General features: G+C 64.0%; 8 protein-coding genes. 1 reads left to right on the forward strand and 7 read right to left on the reverse strand.

Going from position 1 to position 18,547, the window contains the following annotated elements; genetic code table 11:
• Positions 1-42 precede the first annotated feature (42 nt).
• The 6 genes from ABWK72_RS23970 to ABWK72_RS23995 all read right to left on the reverse strand — a co-directional run bounded on the left by ABWK72_RS23970 (position 43) and on the right by ABWK72_RS23995 (position 11,925).
• Positions 43-1,449, reverse strand: coding sequence for a DUF1552 domain-containing protein (locus ABWK72_RS23970; protein ID WP_367872104.1), 1,407 nt, complete (start codon positions 1,447-1,449; stop codon positions 43-45).
• Between the two features lie 42 nt (positions 1,450-1,491).
• A complete protein-coding gene (locus tag ABWK72_RS23975) occupies positions 1,492-3,348 on the reverse strand; it encodes a DUF1592 domain-containing protein (RefSeq protein ID WP_367872105.1) in 1,857 nt (618 codons plus the stop codon).
• A 99-nt stretch (positions 3,349-3,447) separates the two neighbouring features.
• Positions 3,448-4,395, reverse strand: coding sequence for an alpha/beta hydrolase (locus ABWK72_RS23980; RefSeq protein WP_367872106.1), 948 nt, complete (start codon positions 4,393-4,395; stop codon positions 3,448-3,450).
• Entirely contained in the window at positions 4,395-6,539 is a 2,145-nt protein-coding gene (locus ABWK72_RS23985) for a TonB-dependent siderophore receptor (protein WP_367872107.1), read from the reverse strand. Before ABWK72_RS23985 ends, ABWK72_RS23980 begins: the two co-directional genes overlap by 1 nt.
• A gap of 278 nt (positions 6,540-6,817) precedes the next feature.
• A complete protein-coding gene (galK, locus tag ABWK72_RS23990; protein ID WP_367872108.1) occupies positions 6,818-7,996 on the reverse strand; it encodes a galactokinase in 1,179 nt (392 codons plus the stop codon).
• 20 nt (positions 7,997-8,016) lie between these two features.
• Positions 8,017-11,925, reverse strand: a complete 3,909-nt coding sequence (locus tag ABWK72_RS23995; protein ID WP_367872109.1) for a glycoside hydrolase family 2 TIM barrel-domain containing protein — start codon at positions 11,923-11,925, stop codon at positions 8,017-8,019.
• A gap of 212 nt (positions 11,926-12,137) precedes the next feature.
• Here ABWK72_RS23995 and ABWK72_RS24000 point away from each other — a divergent pair, with 212 nt between their 5' ends.
• Positions 12,138-16,472, forward strand: a complete 4,335-nt coding sequence (locus ABWK72_RS24000; RefSeq protein WP_367872110.1) for a CotH kinase family protein — start codon at positions 12,138-12,140, stop codon at positions 16,470-16,472.
• A gap of 394 nt (positions 16,473-16,866) precedes the next feature.
• Here ABWK72_RS24000 and ABWK72_RS24005 read toward each other — a convergent pair whose 3' ends face one another.
• On the reverse strand, positions 16,867-18,501 hold the full coding sequence (locus tag ABWK72_RS24005) for a solute:sodium symporter family transporter (RefSeq protein ID WP_367872111.1): 1,635 nt from the start codon (positions 18,499-18,501) through the stop codon (positions 16,867-16,869).
• Positions 18,502-18,547 lie beyond the last annotated feature (46 nt).

Genomic DNA, 18,547 nt, shown 5'->3' on the forward strand with positions numbered 1-18,547 from the left:
CCCAGCGGTAGAGCCGTCCGTGCGAAAGCGATTTGCCTCAAGTCAGCCCAAGCCCCGCAGCGGCGCGGTCGCATCGCCCAGATCCTTCGCCTTCACACCGGCTTTCTCCAGCATCCCCAGCCAGAGCGAGCAGAGCGGGGTGCCTTCGTCATAGACCTCGTGGCTCCCATTCGCTAGCCCGGCCTTCGAACCGCCGGCTACGACGATCGGGACGTTCTTCGGATCATGCGCATTGCCATCCCGGATCGGCGAGCCGAAGGCGACCATCGAGCGGTCTAACAGGTTGCCATCGCCCTCCTTGATCTCCTTCATCCGATCGAGCATGTAGCCGTATTGCTCCACGTGCCAGCGGTTGATCAGCTCGTATTGGTCGAGCTTCTTGACGTCATTGCTGTGGTGCGAGAGGTCGTGATGGCCGCCATTAACGCCTTCCAGGAAAGAGAAGTTCCGGCCCGTCACGTCGTTGCCAAACATGAAGGAAGACACGCGGGTGGAGTCCGACCAAAAGGCCATCACCATCAGGTCCATCATGATCCGGCAGTGCTCGCCGTGGTCGAAGCGCGGGCGTGAGTTGAGCTCTTCCTCGCGCGAGGCCTTGCCCATGCCCTTCGAGATCCGCTTGTCGAGCTCATCGAGACGCTTGAGCAATTCCGGAGGCATGTTCTCGCCGGCGCCGAGCGTGGCGGCTTCGGCCTCGATCCGGCGCTCGATCTCGCGGATCGATTCGAGATATTGGTCGAGCTTGTTCTTGTCCGTCTGGCCGAGCTTGGCCTGCAGGCGCTTGGCATCGCTGCTCACCAGATCGAGCACCGACTTGTCATCGGCGGCCTGCTTTTCGCCGCCCTTCGAGCGGCTGCGGAAGAGACGGTCGAAGGCGACGCGCGGATTGATCTCGCAGGGCAGCGGCACCGTCGAGGTCTTCCACGAGATGTGCGAGGCGTAGAGGCGGGTGTAGTTGACGTTGGTGTCGATGCCGGTGGCCACCGGCTCCGTGCCAAGCTCCAGCGAGGGCAGCTTGGTATTCCTGCCGAGCTGCTGGGCGGCGATCTGGTCCATCGAGATCGCACCCGCCGCGATGTCGGATCCGGTGGTCTTCGTGATCGTGGTGCCGGTCAGCCAGCCGCCGGTCTTCACGTAGTGGCCGTCGCCGGTGAAGGAAGCCTTGTTCTGCAGGCCTGTTAGAACGAGCAGGTCCTGCTTGTGCTTCTCCAGCGGCGAGAGGATCGGCGAAAGTTTGAAGCCCTTGCCCTTTCCCTCCGGCGTCCAGCGGTCCGCGCGCACGCCGTTCGGCATGTAAAGCAGCGCGATCCGGATCGGCAGCGAGCCCGATGAGCCCGCCGCCATCAGCGGCCGCATCGCCTCGAGAAAGGGCAGCGCGAGCGTGGCACCGGCACCGCGCAGGAAACTGCGGCGCGGCATCAGCCATTTCTGGGATTGGATGTTGGCCATGAAGTGAAATTACTAATGACTAAGCACTAATGACTAAAGATCCTAGCGTTTCGCGCTGCGGTTCTGGAAAGGCTGGGATTCGACGATGGAAAGGATCAGCGACTGCATCTTCAGGTCTTCCTTGCGGAGCTTCCCGACCAACTCCGAAATGACCGGCTCGTCGTAGTATTCGAGCGGCCGGCCCAAGGAGTATCCAAGCATTTTCCGGGCGAGATTGCGAAGGAAAAGGTCGTCCGAACCTTCGAGCAGCTTCTTCAACTCCGCGGATGTGGAAAAGCTGATGTCCCCGGGCAGCGTGGCCTTCGAGTCGATCGGCTCGCCGTTCGCATCCACCGTGCGCCAGCGGCCGATGGCATCGAAGTTCTCCAGCCCGAAGCCGAGCGGGTCGATCTTTGCGTGACACCCGGCGCAGCTCGCCTTCTTGCGGTGGATCTCGAGGGTCTCGCGGAAGGACAGGCCGGCGGTCGATTTGTCGTCGCCCGGCAAGACCCCGGCATCGGGCGGCGGCGGTGGCGGCGGCGTCCCCAACAGGGTATCGAGGATCCATTTGCCGCGCTTCACCGGGCTGGTCCGCAGCGGCAGCGAGGTCGCCGTTAGGATGGATGCCTGGCCGATGACCCCGCCGCGATTCGGATCGGTGAGCGAGACCTTCTGCATCTGGCCGCCGCTTACCCCGCCGATCCCGTAGTGCTTCGCCAGCTCCGCGTTCGCGAAGGTATAGTTGGAGTTGATCAACTCGCTCGCCGGGCGGTTCGCCTGGACCAGATGGTTGAAGAACTCCACCGACTCGCGATACATCGCGACCCGCAGGCTCTGGGTGAAGGTTGGGAAGCGCTTGGTGTCCGGCTCGGCATTCTCCCGCAGTTCCTCAAAGCCCAGCCACTGCCCCGCGAAGTGCCGCGCCAGCGATTCCGCGCGCGGATCGGCGATCATCCGCTGCGTCTCCGCCCGCAAGGTAGCAGGCTCCGAGAGCTTCCCTTCATCGGCCAGCTTGAGCAGCCGCCGGTCGGGCATCGAGGCCCACAGGAAATACGAGAGCCGCGTTGCCAACTCGAAGTCGTCGACCTTCCAGTCGCTCTTGCCCGCCTGATCGTCCTCCATCCGGAAGAGGAAGGAAGGGTGCATCAGCAGCGCCTGCAGCGGCATCCGGAGGGCGTCCTCGTAGGACTCGCCGCCCGCCAACCGCTTGTTGAAGGCTCCTAACAGCGGTGCCAGATCCTCGTCCGTCACGCGCCTGCGGAAGGCCAGCGAGGCATGCGTCAGCAGCACCGTGCGCGCCGCCTGCTCCGGCGTGACCTTGTCACCGGGCTTGGCCGTGAATACCCGCTCCCGCCGCTTCGGATCCTCGTAGATCGCTGCCACCACCTTCTTGGAGGCCGCCAGATACTTCTCCATCAGCGAAGGCTGGACGAAGAGGGCATCGCCAACATTGTCGAAGCCCTCTCCGCCCGCTCCGTCGGAGGGGAAATCCTTGCCCGGCTGGAAATCGATGCCGAAGAGATCGCGGACCGTGTTGTTATACTCGTTCCGGTTGAGACGGCGCACCGTGCTGCGGCCCGGGTTCCGCGGGAAGTCGCCGCTCTCCAGCTTCCGGACGATGCTGCGGATCTCCGCAACCAGCGCCTTGCGTTCCTCATCCGTCGGCAGCTTGTCCTCGTCATCCGGCGGCATGTCGCCGTCCTCCACCTGCTTGGCGATGTTTTCGAGGAAGCGGTGGTTGCGGAAAGCCGCCTCGGTCGAGACCAGGTGCTGCACCTCGATCCCGCCCTTCTGCTTCTTCTCGCCATGGCAGTCGTAGCAATACCTTGAGAGCAAGGGTGTCGCCTTGTCGGCAAAGGGATCCGCAACCCCACTCAGGGAGGAAGCAAGGAAGAGTGTGATGACGGGACGGAAGAACACGGGGCAGGCGTGAAACGTCGCGCGGAGGCTCGGGCTTTCAATGAACCCGATCCGCAGGACTGGGTTCCTTGCCAATCCGGCCCGGCACGAGATTGAGCCTCAGCGTTTCACCGGTGGAAAAGCATAGGGCAAGACATGGCCGATTGCCATTGGCACCACGGACTTGTGGCTCTCGCCGGGGAAGATCCGTAGCTCCGTCTCCAATCCCGATTTCGCCAGAGCCTCCAGCCGCCATGCAAGTTCCCGCGTGTTGTCCACCATCTTGCGGCGGGTGATCTTCAGGCGGTGTTCCTCGCGTTCCTCCTCCGGCCATGCGGCCTCGATCTGCGTGAGGGATTGCTCCAGCTCGCCCACCGTCATCACCAGGGTTGCTTGGACCGGCTTGGAGGCGAGCTTCTCCGTGAAGGATTTCTCCTCCTGCAGGATGTAGCGGTCGTTCCACCAGATCGATGGACTCGAGGCGATGTAGGTCTGGAACAGCTCCGGACGGGTGAAGAGCACGTGCAGGGCGAGGAGCCCGCCGTAGCCATTTCCCAGAAGGGTCTGCCGGCTCCGGTCCGGAGCGTGGAGTTTCTCGATCACCGGCCGCAGATCCTTCTCCAGGAAGCTCAGGAAGGCCTCCGCCCCGCCACCGGGCCGCGGCGGATAGGGCTTGCCATTGCGGTAGGTCTCCGGCGGGCCGGCAGGCGCGGGCAGGGTGTAGTCGAAGTCCCGGCGGGATTCGGCGGGGTAGCCGATTCCGACCACGATCCCGGGCGTGATGCCATTGTGCTTCGAGAGCTTTCCCGTCCCGGCCTGGAGGCGCAGCAAGCTGGTCAGCACGGGGAAAAGATCGTCGCCATCGAGCACATAGGTCACCGCATGGCCGCCCGGTGGGGGCGGCTCCTGCGGTAGGGCGACCATGATCCGGTATTCGGCACCCGCGGCAGACTTCAGGATGAATTCCTCGCTGCGGGCGAGTTGGTAAGGCTTGGGATCGGGAACCTCTTGCGCGCTGGTTACAGCGGCGGTTCCGAGGGCGAGGAGAAGTGTGAGGTGTCGGATCATTACCAGCGGTAGCTAAGGTTGAGATTCACGGTGCGGCCCGGGCCGTAGTTCGCGGAGATGTTGGTCTCGGCTTTGGCGACGTAGACCTTGTCGGCCAGATTGGCTGCGGTGAGCGAGACCGCCGCTCCCTCCAGGGAGCTGGCAAGCTTGCCCAGATCGTAGCGGATTGCCGCGTCGAAGAGGGTGTAGGATGGGATGAAGAGGGCATTGGGATTGTCGCCGTAGCGACCGCCGGTGTAGCGCACTCCCGTACCCAGGCCGAGCCCCTCGAGCGGGCCGCATGGGATGGTGTAGTCGAGCCACAGCGAGCCGGTATTATCCGGCACGTTGGCGAAGTCATTGCCCTGGTTGCCGTTGTTGTTCCGCTTGATCTCGGAGTCCATGAAGGTCCAGCCACCGGTGATCGCCAGCCCTTCCGCCAGCGCCACCTTCGCTTCAAGCTCGATACCCCGCAGTTCGATCTCGCCGGTCTGCGCTTGGAACAGCGGATCGCTTTGATCCAGCGTGAGCACGTTGGTCTGGTCGAGCTGGAAGGCGGAGGCGGTGAAGAGGGCGTTGAAGCTCTTCGGCTCGTATTTCACGCCGACTTCGACCTGCTCACCCTCCGTGGGATCAAAGGGCGCGCCGTTCTTGTCCGTGCCGGCGATCGGCTCGAAGGAGGTGGCATAGCTCGCATACGGCGCGATCCCGGAGTCGAAGAGATAAAGCAGCCCCGCCCGGCCGGTCCATGCGTCCGAATCGGTAATGGTCGTCGCTTTCGTGATCGTGTTCAGCAGCCCGATGTCCGAGTTGTCGTAGCGTCCGCCGAGCGTGAGGTGCCAGCCGCCCCACTTCATCTGCTCTTGGAGGTAGACGCCCTTCTGGCTTTCCACCGTGTCTTGGCCGACCTGATTGGCGAAGACCGCGGTCGACGGGATGCCGGTGTAGATCGGCAGGAAGATATTGATCGCAGGGACGGTCGTGCCCGTGCGCAGGTGGGTCCATGCGCCCCGCAAGTAGTCGAAGCCGGCGATGGTCGTGTGCTCCACCGGCCCGGTGCTGAAGTCGGCCTGTAGCCGGCTATCGATGGAGAAGCTGTGGGCGTCGCCGATTCCGCGGACCGCGCGGCGGGTCCAGTCTCCATTCGCATTCGGCTCGAGCAGTGCCCCGCGGGTGCCGCCCACCACGCCTTCGTAAAAGCTGCTATTGTCGGCGAAGCGGGCATTCTGGCGGAAGCTCAGGACATCGTTGAAGCGGTGCTTGAACTCGTAGCCCAGCGACCATTGGTCGCGGTCGAAGGTATTGTGCTCCGGCTCGCCGAGGAAGTTCTCCCGGCGGATGAATCCGCGCGGCGCGGGATAGAGCGTGCCGGCCACCGGCAGGAACTGGAAGGTGGCACCGCCGCGGTCCTCCTGGTAGGCGGCGAGCAGGGTCAGGGAGCTGTCCTCGCCGATGTTCCAGGTGAAGGAGGGCGCGATGAACTTCCGCTCCAGGTCGGTATGGTCGATCTGCGAGCCACCGTCCCGGTAAAGGCCTGCGATCCGATAGAGGAAACGTCCCTCCGTGTCCAGAGGACCGCTGCTGTCCGCGGCGAGTTGCCAGGTGCCGAAGCTGCCATACTGCGAGGAGACCATGCCCCGCGTATCGGAGGTCGGGCGCTTGCTGGTCTGGTTGATCAGGCCGCCGGGTGCCACTTGGCCGAACAGGACCGCCGAGGGACCTTTCAGCACCTCGATGCTTTCCAGCCCGAAGACATCGAATTGGCTCCGGGTCCACTGGCCGCCTGCCGGTACCCGCAGCCCGTCCCGGTACATGTTCGTGGAGGTACTGCCCGCATCGTAGCCGCGGATCAGGATGTCGTCGAAGCGGCTGTCCTCCCCGCCCGCTCCAACCAGCACCCCCGGTGTATAAGTCAGCGCCTCGGCCACGCTTTGCGCACCGCGCCGCTCGATTTCGGCCCGGCTGATGACCGAGACGGATTGCGGCGTCTCGATGAGCGGGGTGTCGGTTTTGGTGGGGGCCTCGGCCGCTTTGGCGACCGCATTGCCGCGCTTCGCGGCTTCGACCACGACATCCCGCAAGGCATCGGGGTCGTTTGATTGGGCAAGGGCCGGGGTGGTCAGGCAGGCGGCGGTAAGCAGTGTGGGGATTCGGGAAAGTGTCATTGATGGCGTTGAGTCGTCGCCATCAGAGGAGAAATGGCGCGGCTCAAACGCACCCGCTGTCCAGCCCTTAGAATGAATTGCAGTTTCAAGCGCGGATTGACGCTCGATTGCCTAACCGGAAGATAAGGAAACAACCCACCACGATGGTAGCGCCGGGCTCGCAATAGGGACTCGGAATGAAGTGGGCCGAAGAAGCGAGGTCGCCTGAGCCAGGTGCGAGCAATCCATCCTACTCACTGGCCATTCGTCATTCGGGAATTCTTAATTCGCCATTTCGTTTAAACCAAATGCGCTCCCTGCGCCGGCCGCGACGCCAGGATCTGCGGCTTGATTCCCGTGGCCTCTTCATACTCCCGCGCCAGCGTCGCGGCGATCTGCTCGACCTTGCGCGATTCGCACAGCGTCACGGTCGAGCCGCCGAAGCCGCCGCCGGTCATCCGCGCCCCGATCACCCCGCCGCTGCGGCCGATCGCCCGCGCAATCTCGACCATCAGGTCGAGCTCCTTGCAGGAAACTTCGAAATCGTCGCGCAGCGAATCGTGGCTGGCGGCCATCAAGGGGCCGAGCGCTTCGTAGTCGTTCTTGGCCAGGGCCTCCGCGGCGGCGACCGTGCGGGCGATCTCGCCGACGACGTGGCGCGAGCGTCGATCCACCGGATCGCCGAGCTGTTCCCAAGCGGCTTCCACCTCGCCGGGAACCACCTCGCGCCAGGACCGCTTGCCGAGGATGGCGAGGCCGTCCTCGGTATTCTTGCGGCGGGCCGCATAGCCGCCGTCCGAGAGTTCGTGGTGCACCATCGTGTTGGCGATCAGCACGGTCAGATCGGGATTTTCAAAGGGCACCAGTTCGGGCTCGCCGGTCATGCAATCGATCAGGATCAGGCGGTTCACCTTGCCGAAGCAGGAGGCGAACTGGTCCATGATGCCGCAGGGCACCCCGGCGAAGTCGTGCTCCGCCTTTTGGCAAAGCAGGGCCTTCTCCTTGGTGTCCAGCACGGTGTCCAGCAGACCTTCCAGCAAGGTGGCCACGCAGCATTCCAGCGCTGCGGAGGAGGACAGGCCCGCGCCGCGCGGCAGGGAGGACAGCACGTAGGCATCGAAGCCCGGCAATTGGTGGCCGCGCTCCTGGAAACCTTGGAACACGCCGCGCAGGTAGTTCGCCCACTTCGGCTCGGTGACCTGCTGGGGAATATTCAGCGGCAGGATTGCCGGTTCGCCGCCGAGGGCGGTGACCACCCGGGCTTCCCCGCTGCCATTCAAGGCCGCCGCCATCACGATGTAGCGGTCGATCGCGAAGGGCATCACGAAGCCGTCGCAATAGTCGATGTGCTCGCCGATCAGGTTCACGCGGCCGGGCGCTGCGGCGATCACGCTGGCTTGGCTGCCGAAGTGTTCCTTGAGGCCGGCGGCGGCATCGGCGGCGAGGTCGGAGAGGGAAGGTGCGAGGTCGATGGACATGGAGTCGGGGCGCGAAATGCTTATTCGCCGGGAAGGGCTTGTTCGGGAGACGCAGGTGGGGCTGCCGCTTCCGGCGGCACCGCTGGCGGGGTTTGCCCGGCTGCTGGCAGGGGCCTCCGTCGCGGCACGGCCTGCTGGAAAGCTGGCGAGGGCGCGACCTGTTCGGAGCTGAGGAGGAAGGACCAATGGAAAGTACCCGAAGGCTGGATACGATAGCGCTCGAGCGGCAATTCGCCCCAGGAATTCGTCCCGCCCAGACCCATCTGGCGATGGTCGAGGTTGAGGATCACGGTGCCGCTTTTGGCCGGGATGTCGGCGGCATTGTGGGCAATCTCCAGATTGTCCTGGGTCAGCGGATAGGCGGAAACGGAGAGCAAGGAATCCCCGGTGGCATCGGCACGCAGGGCGATCCCTCCCGCGCCGGGCACGAAACGCGCCCAGCGCACGCTGGTCACGTTTCCGCTCTCCTGCGGGTCAATGTAGGGGTGGAAGATCTGGCGAAGGTTGGCACTGTGCCGGCTCGTCCAGGTCCCGCTCTGTCGGTCGACATAGTTTTCATAGGGGCCCTTTCCAAACCAGGTCAGTTGGTCGACCGCAGCCGGCAGAGAGCCCTGCAGGCCGATGCGCGGGATCATCGGCAGGTTGCCCTGTGGAGTGAAGACCGCATCCACCGCGATCTGGCCGGAAGGATGCATGCGCCAAGTAAGCGCGGCCTCGCTGGTCCCGGCGGGAACGGAGATGCGGGTGTTCACGAAGGCGTTGCCATCCTCCGCGCCCGCTTCGCAGGATACGGCCTTGGCGTTCTCCCCGGCACGGCGCCAGACGGCCAGGCGGCGCGGCAGCTTCGCTCCCTCGTCGTTGTTGGTCGGCGGGCGCCAGAAGTTCAGGCGCAGCGGTCCGGCCAGGACATCCTTCCCGTCCAGCTTCCACGAGGAAAGCATGCCGGTCTTGCGGTCGATCACCGCCACCGACTTGCCTGCGGAAAGGGTAATCTCCTGCGGGGTTTCGGCAAAGGTCGCGGCACCTTCCGCGGCGGCCGGCTTGACCGGGGCCGCCTTGCCCCAGGGCAGCGCGAATCCGTCCCAGGCCAGCGGCATGCCCGCCGGTGCCCAGGGAGCTGCCTCACCGCGGTCGAAGCGCACGCGGAAGATATACTCGGCACCGGCTTCAGGAGTGATCCCGGTGGGGACGGTGACTTCGGTCGAACCTTGCGGGGCGGTCCCGGGCAATTCGAGTTTGCCGCCTCCGGCCGCTTCTCCGTTCTTGGTCAGCTTCCACGAAGCCCGCACGCCGTCGCTGCTGGTGAAGAAGCGCTCGTTGCTCACCTTGATCCGCAATTGCGGCGTGGCGAGATCGACCGCGCTGACGTGGAAATCCTGATAGAGCTTCTTCACCTCCTCGAATTGCGGGCTCGGCCGGCCGCTCGGCATGACCAGTCCGTCGAAACAGAACGAGCCCGGTGTCAGGCGGTCGTCGAAATCGCCGCCGTTGGCGAACATCGGCCGCGTCGACGGCTTCGCGGCATCGGCGGTGAAGTCATAGGAAACGAGCGCGTCTTGAGCGGTGAAACCGATCTCTTCCGCGGCCAGCGCCCGGCCGTAGATCGCCGCGCGGCGGATCGCACCGTTGAAGCGCCGCTCCGGCTTCTCCGTATCGATGCCCACGGCGACCCGCCAGAGGTTGGCGGCGATCATCCCGCTGCAATCGCGTTCCGCAGCCTTCTTGCCATCGATGTAAACCACCAGTTGCTTGCCGTCGTAAGTGCCGGCGATCACGTGGAATTTGCTGCGCCAATCGGTCGCCTCGGGGAGGTCGGCATACACCGCCTCCCACTTGCCGTTGATGTAAACGAAGAACTCGATCATCGAGCCCTGGTTGTTCACCTTGAGCATGTAGGATGTATCGCCCTTCGAGATGATCGGATAGCCGTCGGATTGAGCCGCATCGCCTTCCGGACGGTTGCCGCGGCCACCGGAGTTGCCGCGGATTTCTGCCACCAGGGTGACCGTTTGGGTGAGATGCAGATCGGTCGCTTCATCGAGCACCACGCTGCCAGCGAAGAGGCCGTCCTTGTCGTTGACCAAGCCGTAGAGCGTGCCCTTGTGACCCTTGCCGGAGCGGTCCTCCCCGGCATCCGTGCCTTGCACCCTGCGAATCAGTCCCTGGTCCTTGAAGTCCCAGATGAAGCCGCCCTGCAGCAGCCGCTCCTTGCGGAAGATCTCCCAGTAGTCGGCCAGGTTGCCGGAGGAATTCCCCATCGCGTGGCTGTACTCGCACTGGATCAGGGGGCGCTGCTGCTCGATCGGCTTTTTCTCCTCGCTGCGGCAGTAGTCCAGGCAATCCTTGATCGAGGCATACATCGGCGCGAAGAGATCCACGTGGCTGCGCTGCTGCGCCTGCTCATAGTGGACCGGGCGGGAAGGATCGCGCTGGTGGACCCACTTCGAGGTCTCCTGGAAATTGATGCCGTCGCCCGATTCGTTGCCCATCGACCACATCACCACGCAGGGATGGTTCTTGTCGCGCTCCAGGCAGTTCTTCATCCGGTCGAGATGGGCGGGACCCCAGGCGGGATCCTTGGCCAAGCGGTTCGCGTCCGGGCCCCAGCCCATGCCGTGGCTTTCGACATTGGCCTCGGCGATCACGTAGAAGCCGAGCTCGTCGCAGAGTTCGACGAAGCGCGGGTCGTTCGGGTAGTGCGAGGTGCGGATTGCGTTGATGTTGCCCCGCTTTATCTGCAGCAGGTCGTTCATCATGTCCTCCTCGGTGACGTAGTGTCCCCGCAGTGGATGGTGATCGTGGCGGTTCACACCCTTGAAGAGGATCGGCTGGCCGTTGTGGAGGAACTGGCCGTTCTTGATCTCGTCGCGACGGAAACCGGTCTTGCCGGAGTAGAAGGCGAGTGCCTTGCCGCCGGCATCCGTCAGGGTGATCAGGTAGGGATAGAGGACCGGCGTCTCGGCGCTCCATGATTCGACGTCCTCGAGCGGCGGCGCTTCGAAGGAGATCGGGATCTCGCCGTTGGCGGGCACGGTCAGGGGGATGTCCCGGGTGACCCGTTCCCTGCCATCCTTGTCCTTCAGAACGAACTGTAGCTTGCCGTCCTTCGCCTCGGCGGACTCGTTGACCACCGTGGCGGTGAAGCGCAGCGTGCCCTTCGTATAGTCATCGCTCAAGCCGGCCTGCAGCCAGTGGTCGCGGACATCGACCGGCGGCGAGGTCCACAGATACACGTCGCGGAAAATCCCGCTCATCCGCCACATGTCCTGGTCTTCCAGGTAGGAGCCGTCGGAGTTCTGATAGACCTCGGCGGCGATCACGTTGTCGCCCTCTTTCAGGAACTTGCTGATGTCGAATTCCGCCGGCGTCCGCGAGTCTTCGGAATAGCCGATTTTCTGGCCATTCACCCACAGGTGGAACGCGGAATCGACGCCTTGGAAAACCACGTGCACCGGCTGCCCGGCCCAAGTCGCGGGCACGGTGAAATTCCGGCGATAGCTGCCGACCGGGTTGCGCTCGGCGGCCGGGAAGTTCGGGAAGTGTGCGGGTGGCTCGCCCATCACGTGCGGCGGATCGGAGGCGAAGGGATACTCGATGTTGGTGCCGATCGGCACGCCGTAGCCCTCCATCTGCCAATTCGAGGGCACGGTGATCTCCTTCCACCCGGCGACGTCGAATTCCGGCTTGTAGAAGTCCGCGGGTCGCGCGGAGGGGGTGCCGGCGTAGTGGAATTTCCACATTCCGTTCAGCATCTGGCACCAGGGCGACTCCAGGCGCTTTTTCGAGAGGGCCGCATCCTGCTCCGGGAAGGGCATCACCGTGGCCCGCGGTGCTTCCTTGTTGACCCGGAAGACCGCCGGATCTTCCCACTCGGGCGCTTGGGAGAAGGCCGGAAGGGTCAGCGCGATAAGGACGGGGAGAGCTTTCATCGGCGGCGGAAACGACTCCCGGGAGCGTGGGTCAATCCGGCCTTTTGGCAAAGGGGAAAGGTGTCCGCAAAGGGTCATCGGATTTGGGGTTTTGCGCCCGCCCGTCCCGGACCAACTGGACTTCTTGGTAAAACTTGTCCCCTTTTACGGGACAACTTGATTTTTAGCTAGATCCGGGGCCATGCACGCGTTCAGGGAAGTGGAAAACCCCTATGCCCGATTCCCGACTTTCCGGCCTTTTGCGGCGCGGCCTGCTCCTGCGTGCGCTGGCCGCCGCGGTCATGTTGCCGGCTGCAGCCCGTGCTTTCGATCCTGCCGATTTCGGCACGGTGGCACTGCACCTGAAGGCAGATGACCTGGTGCAGGCCGACAGCTCGCCGGTGGCAGCCTGGGGCCCGCTGAGCGCGACCGGTGTCCAGATGCCGACCTACATCGCCAGCGATGCCCGCTTCAATGGCATGCCGGTGGTGCGGTTCGATGGATCAAGCGATGTGATGAAGGCTGCCGGGGCGAACTACGCCGCACGGACGATCTTCGTCGTCGCCTGCTTGGAAAACGGGGCCTCGAATCTCGCAGGACTCCTGTCGAACGGGAACGACGGTCTCAACCTGCGCCGCGAGGGGGTGGTGTCCTACTATCGCTCGCCCGGGCATGGCATGGACGGGAATGACTTCACTGGCCACGGCTCGCTCACCGGCACCCTGGATGTCAATCAGGTGGCCAGCGGCTCCTTCGTTCCCGGATCCCCGCATCTGGTGATGGCGGTGGCCGGCGCGCCGAAAAACTACGGCGATTTCTGGGTCGGCAGCGCGAGCAATTCGCTGGGCCGCTACTGGTTTGGCAGCGTGGCGGAGATCATCATTTATTCCGGCACGCTTTCTCCGGAAGGGCTCGAGAAGGTCGGCTGGTACCTGCAGGACAAGTATGACCTGCCCACCAATTTCCCGCCGCCCTACCCGACCATCAACTTCCATGCCGCGACCGCTTCGATCCAGTCGGACAAGGGAGTGCTTTCCACGCCCGGAGCACCGGTGACATTGTCATGGACCACCGGCAATGCCGACACCCTCTCGATCGACCAAGGCGTGCAAGCCAGCACCTCGCAGTCGTCCGGCTCGGCGCTGGTATCGCCATCGGTCACCACGACCTACACCCTGAGCGCGGCGAACGCAGACGCCGCTTCGACCCGGGCACTCACGGTTTACATCGGGGAGGCAATCCAACCCGCCGTCCTGAATGAATTCCTGGCCAGCAATTCCGGTGGCCTCGAAGACGAGGATGGCGATAGCTCGGACTGGATCGAGATCCGCAATCCGAATCCCTTCGCGATCGATCTCGGTGGCTACCGTCTGGAGGATTCGGCGAACACCTGGGACTTCCCCGCAGGTGCCGTGATCGAGGGCGATGGTTACCGCATCGTCTTCGCCTCCTCGAAAAACCGCATCAATCCCGCGGCGAACCTGCATACCGGCTTCGGTCTGAGTGCCGATGGCGAATATCTGGCGCTGAGGGCGGTGGGTGGTGCAGTGGTCACGGAGTTCAGTCCAAGCTACCCGGCCCAGCGCCAGAATATCTCCGCGGGCCTCGCGGGCGGGGTGACGGTTTTCTATCCCGTGCCGACCCCGGGCGAAGCGAACGGGACTCCGGTCGAGGGCGTGACGGAAGAAGTCGAATTCAGCTCGCCACGCGGGTTCTACGGCGCGGCATTCCTGCTCACGCTGTCCTGCCCGACGCCGGATTCCCTGATCCGTTACACCACGGATGCCAGCACGCCCACCGAGAGCAACGGGACGATTTACTCCGGGCCATTCGTCATCGACGCGACCAAGACCCTGCGGGCGCGGGCCTTCCACACGGGTTATATGCCATCGCGGGTGGCCACGCAGACTTATCTCTTCCTGGACGATGTGCTGGCGAATCAGGTGTATCCGGGCGGCACGGCACCGGCGGGTTGGCCGGGCTCATCGGTCAATGGCCAGCAATTCCGCTACGGCTGGAACCCCGCGCTCAAATCACAATATACCACCCCGCAATTGCGCGATGGCTTGGAGCAGATCCCCACGGTTTCGCTCGTCACCGATCAGGACAATCTAACCGGACCGACCAACGGCATCTATGTGAATGCTGCCAACAAGGGCGACGCGTGGGAGCGGCCGGTCTCGGTGGAGTACATGCCCGCCGATGGCAGCGATGGCTTCCGGATCGATGCCGGCCTCCGGATCCGCGGCGGGGCCAGCCGGGGCGACGGCTCGGTGAAGCATTCCCTCCGGCTCCATTTCCGCGGCAGCTACGGCGAGTCCTCGCTCAAGTTTGCGCTGCACGGCGGCTCGGGCACCGACGAGTTCGACACCCTGGATCTGCGGACCGAGCAGAACTACCACTGGGCAAACAACGGCGGCACCGAGAACACCGCGGTGCGCGAAGTCTTCTGCCGGGATCTGATGGGGGAGATGGGTCAGCCGACGACGCGCTCCCGCTACGTGCAGCTTTATCTCAACGGCCAGTATTGGGGCATCTATCAGACCGAGGAGCGCGCACAGGAAGACTATGGCGCGAGCTACTTCGGCGGCCAGGCGGACGACTTCGACGTGATCCAAACCTCGAATCACCCGAACTTCACCTACGAGCTGAGCAGCGGTGAAATCAACTCCTGGCAAGCGATGTGGAACTTGGCCCGGACCCACGCCGGAAGCCCCACGGCGGCCAACTACTTCGCGCTGATGGGCTGTAATGCGACCGGCCAACGCAATCCCGCGCTGCCGGTCTACGTGGATCTCGACAACCTGATCACCTACATGCTGGTGACCTACTACACCGGCGATGGCGATGCCCCGCTCTCGAATTTCCTGGGGATGAATGCCGCGAACAACTGGCGGGGCATGCGCAACCGCACCGGCACGGAAGGCTTCCGCTACTTCGTCCATGATGCCGAGCACACGCTGCAGGCCTCGAGCTGGGTGGACAACCGGGCGAATACCAACGCCCCGAACGGTGGCAACCGGGGCAACTTCACCTATTCGAATCCCGAATGGATTCACGAGGACCTGTCCGGGAATCCCGAGTACCGGATCCGCTTTGCCGACATCGTGCAGAAGCACCTCTTCAACGGCGGCACCATGACCCCGGCGGCGGCGCAGGCGATCTTCGATGCGCGGGCGGCGCAGATCTCGCAGGCGATCGTGCCGGATGCCGTGCGCTGGGGGACCAGTGCGGGCAATCACACGCTCACCCAATGGCAATCGCGCCTGAACACGATCCGCAGCTCCTTCTTCCCGGGGCGGCCTTCCACCCTCATCTCGCAACTGCGCAGCCGCGGCTTTTTCCCCGCCGTGAATGCCCCGCTCTTCTCGCAACGCGGCGGTTCGGTGGGCGACAATTTCACGCTCACCCTCACGACTTCAGGATCCCCGCTGGGAACGATCTACTACACGCTCGATGGCAGCGATCCGCGGGCAATCGGCGGCGGGGTCGCCGGCACCGCTTACACGGGGGCGGGGATTCCCATCGAAGGCGTGGTCACGGTCAGGGCGCGCACCCGCAGCAGCGGCGGCGAGTGGTCGGCGCTCGATGAAGCCCGCTTCATCGCCTACCCGCCGGCCGCACCGGGAGACCTGGTGATCAGCAAGATTCACTATCACCCGGACAATCCGAACGAAGAGGAGGAAGCGCAGGGTTTCGAGTCCGACACCGAATTCGAGTATGTGGAGTTGCTCAATATCAGCAACCACACGGTGGACCTCTCCGCGGTGGAATTCACAATCGGGATCGAATTCAACTTCGCGAACTCGCCGATCGTGGTGCTGGCACCCGGCACCCGGGTCTTGATCGCGAAGAACCCCGCCGCGCTGCAATTCCGCTACGGACCCGGCTTGCCGGTGGCCGGCGCATTCACCGACGATCTCAGCAACGGCGGCGAAACCCTGCGCTTCGCCGGCACCGCGGACGTGACGCTCAAGCAATTCGCCTACGACGACAGCAATCCATGGCCGACCTCGCCGGATGGCGATGGCTTCGCGCTGGTCCTCAATAGCCCCTCAACCGATCCGGCAGCAGGGCTCGGCGTCAATTGGCGCGCCAGCAACGTGCCGGGCGGTCGCCCCGGCGCGGCAGACACCTTGGACCCCGCGACCTGGCGCGCGCAGCACTTCGCCGCGGAAGATCTGGCCGACCCCGAACAGGAATCGCCCCTCTGGGGCGATGATGCCGATCCGGATGGCGACGGCATGGTGAACCTGATCGAGATGGTAGCCGGCGGTTCTCCCCTGGATCCGTCTTCGCGCCTCACCCCGGTCCTCGCTTGGGTGACCGACACGGAAACGCAAGAGCGCCACCTGACCCTCACCTGCCGGATCAAGGAGGATCTAACAGGCGTGACCATGACGGCCCGCGCTTCCGCCGACCTGGAAACCTGGCCCGACCTTCTCCCCGCAGCCGGACCCGCTGTCTCACAAGGCGACGGCACCGCGCTGCTCACCTTCCGGGATCCCGTCGCCTACGGGGCGGGCGCAGAGAAACGCTTCGTGCGGGTAGTGGTGACTGCCCCGTGAGGGCAGGGACCCTATCTATGTGCGTCCCGACAACCCCGACGCCGCCATCGACGAACGGCCCCCCTGGGACCGCGGGGCACCGCCCGGCAGAGTGGTCCCTTGGTGTCGCGGGGCATTAAAGGAGGAAGCAGGGACCTTTCTCCGAAAGGTCCGGCGGGGGGCGGCCCGAACCTTCGCTTCGGTGCCGATTCATCGTGAACCGCCGCCATCCACCGGACCGCTCGGGAGAGCGGTCCCTGCCTTCGACAGGCCGGAAGGCAGGGACCTTTCCCCGAAAGGCCCGGCGGGGCGGTCCGAACGTTCGCCGGAGCGCCCGGATCATGGGCGGCTCCGGCGAATTGGGAGAGGTCGATCAGATCTGAATCCTGCCGCGCGGGCGTGATCCCCGCGCAAATCAGCTGCCGAAGCTCGCGAAGCTGGCGTAGATCGCAAGCACCAGGGCGATGAGCACCACGCTCGCCCACTTGAGGCCCTTCCACGGCGTCATGTCGATCGGGGTGCTGGTTTCCAGCTTCCAAGGAGTGGCCCGGGGCGCGACCGCTCCCCACACGAGCATGAACACGATCAGTGTCGCGAAGACGAAGCCGAGGAAGTGGAAATTGTAGCGGAAGACGCCATCCACGAGGGGGGCCACGCCGGGAACGAAATACTTCACGCCGATCATCACAAGGCCGAGGACCAAGGCCCAGAACGCGGCGGGTGCTGGCACGCGCGGATGAAGCATCCCCACCACCACCACTGCAAAGATCGGGATGAAGTAAATCGCGTTCATGTCCTGCAGATAAGCAAAGATGCTGCTCTGCCCGGCGAGCAGCGGGGCGACGAACATCGCGGCAATGGCGATGGTGACGACGAAGATCTTCGCGGCCCGGACCATCTGCTGCTCGGAGCCCTTCGGATTGATCACATGGTGGTAAAGACCGATGCTAAAAAGTGCCGAGGTACTGTTGAGCGCGGCGTTAAAGGAACTCAGGATCGCGCCGACCATCACCGCGGCGAAGAAGCCGGTGAGCTGAGGTGGCAGGACCTCGCGGACCAAAGTGCCATAGGCCTGGTCATTGCCGATCCCGTCCTTCGCGAAGAGGTGGTAGGCGATGATGCCGGGGATGACGAGATACACCGGGCCGAGAAGCTTGAGAGCGCCGGTGAGGAGCACGCCTTTCTGCCCTTCCGCGAGGCTGCTGGCACCGAAGGTGCGCTGGATGATCTGCTGGTTCGTGCACCAGTAGAAGAAGTTCAGCAGGGCGACGCCGGTGAAGAGCGTGCTGAAAGGAACGCTGGTCTGCGGCGTGCCGATCGAGTTGAGGTGCTCGGGATTTGACTCCTTGAGGATCTTCCAGCCTTCGGCGATGCCATTGCCATCGGCCACGCGGTTCAACCCGAACCACGCGATCATGAAGCCGCCGACAAGGAGGCCGACGCCGTTGATCGTATCGAGCGTTGCCAAGGTCTTCAGTCCGCCGAATCGGGAGTAGAGCGAACCCATGATTCCGATCAGGAAGACCGTGCCCCAGAGGATCGCGGTGTCCGGCTGGACGGTATTGCCGAGGAAATTGATCGGCTCGGTGATCCCCGTGAGGTTCTTCAGGTCGAGCATCTGCGAGAGACCCACGGCCCCCGAGTAGAGGATGATCGGGATGAGCAGGAACCCGTACGCGAGCAGGAAGATCATGTTCGTCAGCGTCTGGGTCGACTTGTCGAAGCGATTTTCCAGGAACTGAGGAACGGTGGTGATGCCTGCCTTCAAGAACCGCGGCAGGAAGAAGGCGGCCATCAGAACCAGCGAGATGACGGCAACAACCTCCCAAGCCATCACGGCGAGCCCGTCCTTATAGGCGGCACCGTTCAGACCGACCATCTGCTCGGTTGAGAGGTTGGTGAGAAGCAGGGATCCCGCGATCACGGGAAAGGTGAGGGAGCGCCCGCCGAGGAAGAATCCATCGGATGAACTTTTCTCGTCCCGCCGGGTAATCAGGAAAGTTAGGAACGCCGCGAAAAGCGTGAAAGCCAAGAACGATAGCAGGGTCATGGACGTGGTCGGATGGGGTTTAGCAAAGGGAAAGGAGCGGCATTGA

This window comes from Luteolibacter sp. Populi, assembly GCF_040801775.1.
Lineage (GTDB): Bacteria > Verrucomicrobiota > Verrucomicrobiia > Verrucomicrobiales > Akkermansiaceae > Haloferula.

Bases quoted from the DNA above. Each gene is read 5' to 3' on its own strand.
- ABWK72_RS24005 (WP_367872111.1), bottom strand. From the start codon at position 18,501: ATGACCCTGCTATCGTTCTTGGCTTTCACGCTTTTCGCGGCGTTCCTA.
- ABWK72_RS23970 (WP_367872104.1), bottom strand. From the start codon at position 1,449: ATGGCCAACATCCAATCCCAGAAATGGCTGATGCCGCGCCGCAGTTTC.
- galK (WP_367872108.1), bottom strand. From the start codon at position 7,996: ATGTCCATCGACCTCGCACCTTCCCTCTCCGACCTCGCCGCCGATGCC.
- ABWK72_RS24000 (WP_367872110.1), top strand. From the start codon at position 12,138: ATGCCCGATTCCCGACTTTCCGGCCTTTTGCGGCGCGGCCTGCTCCTG.
- ABWK72_RS23985 (WP_367872107.1), bottom strand. From the start codon at position 6,539: ATGACACTTTCCCGAATCCCCACACTGCTTACCGCCGCCTGCCTGACC.
- ABWK72_RS23995 (WP_367872109.1), bottom strand. From the start codon at position 11,925: ATGAAAGCTCTCCCCGTCCTTATCGCGCTGACCCTTCCGGCCTTCTCC.
- ABWK72_RS23980 (WP_367872106.1), bottom strand. From the start codon at position 4,395: ATGATCCGACACCTCACACTTCTCCTCGCCCTCGGAACCGCCGCTGTA.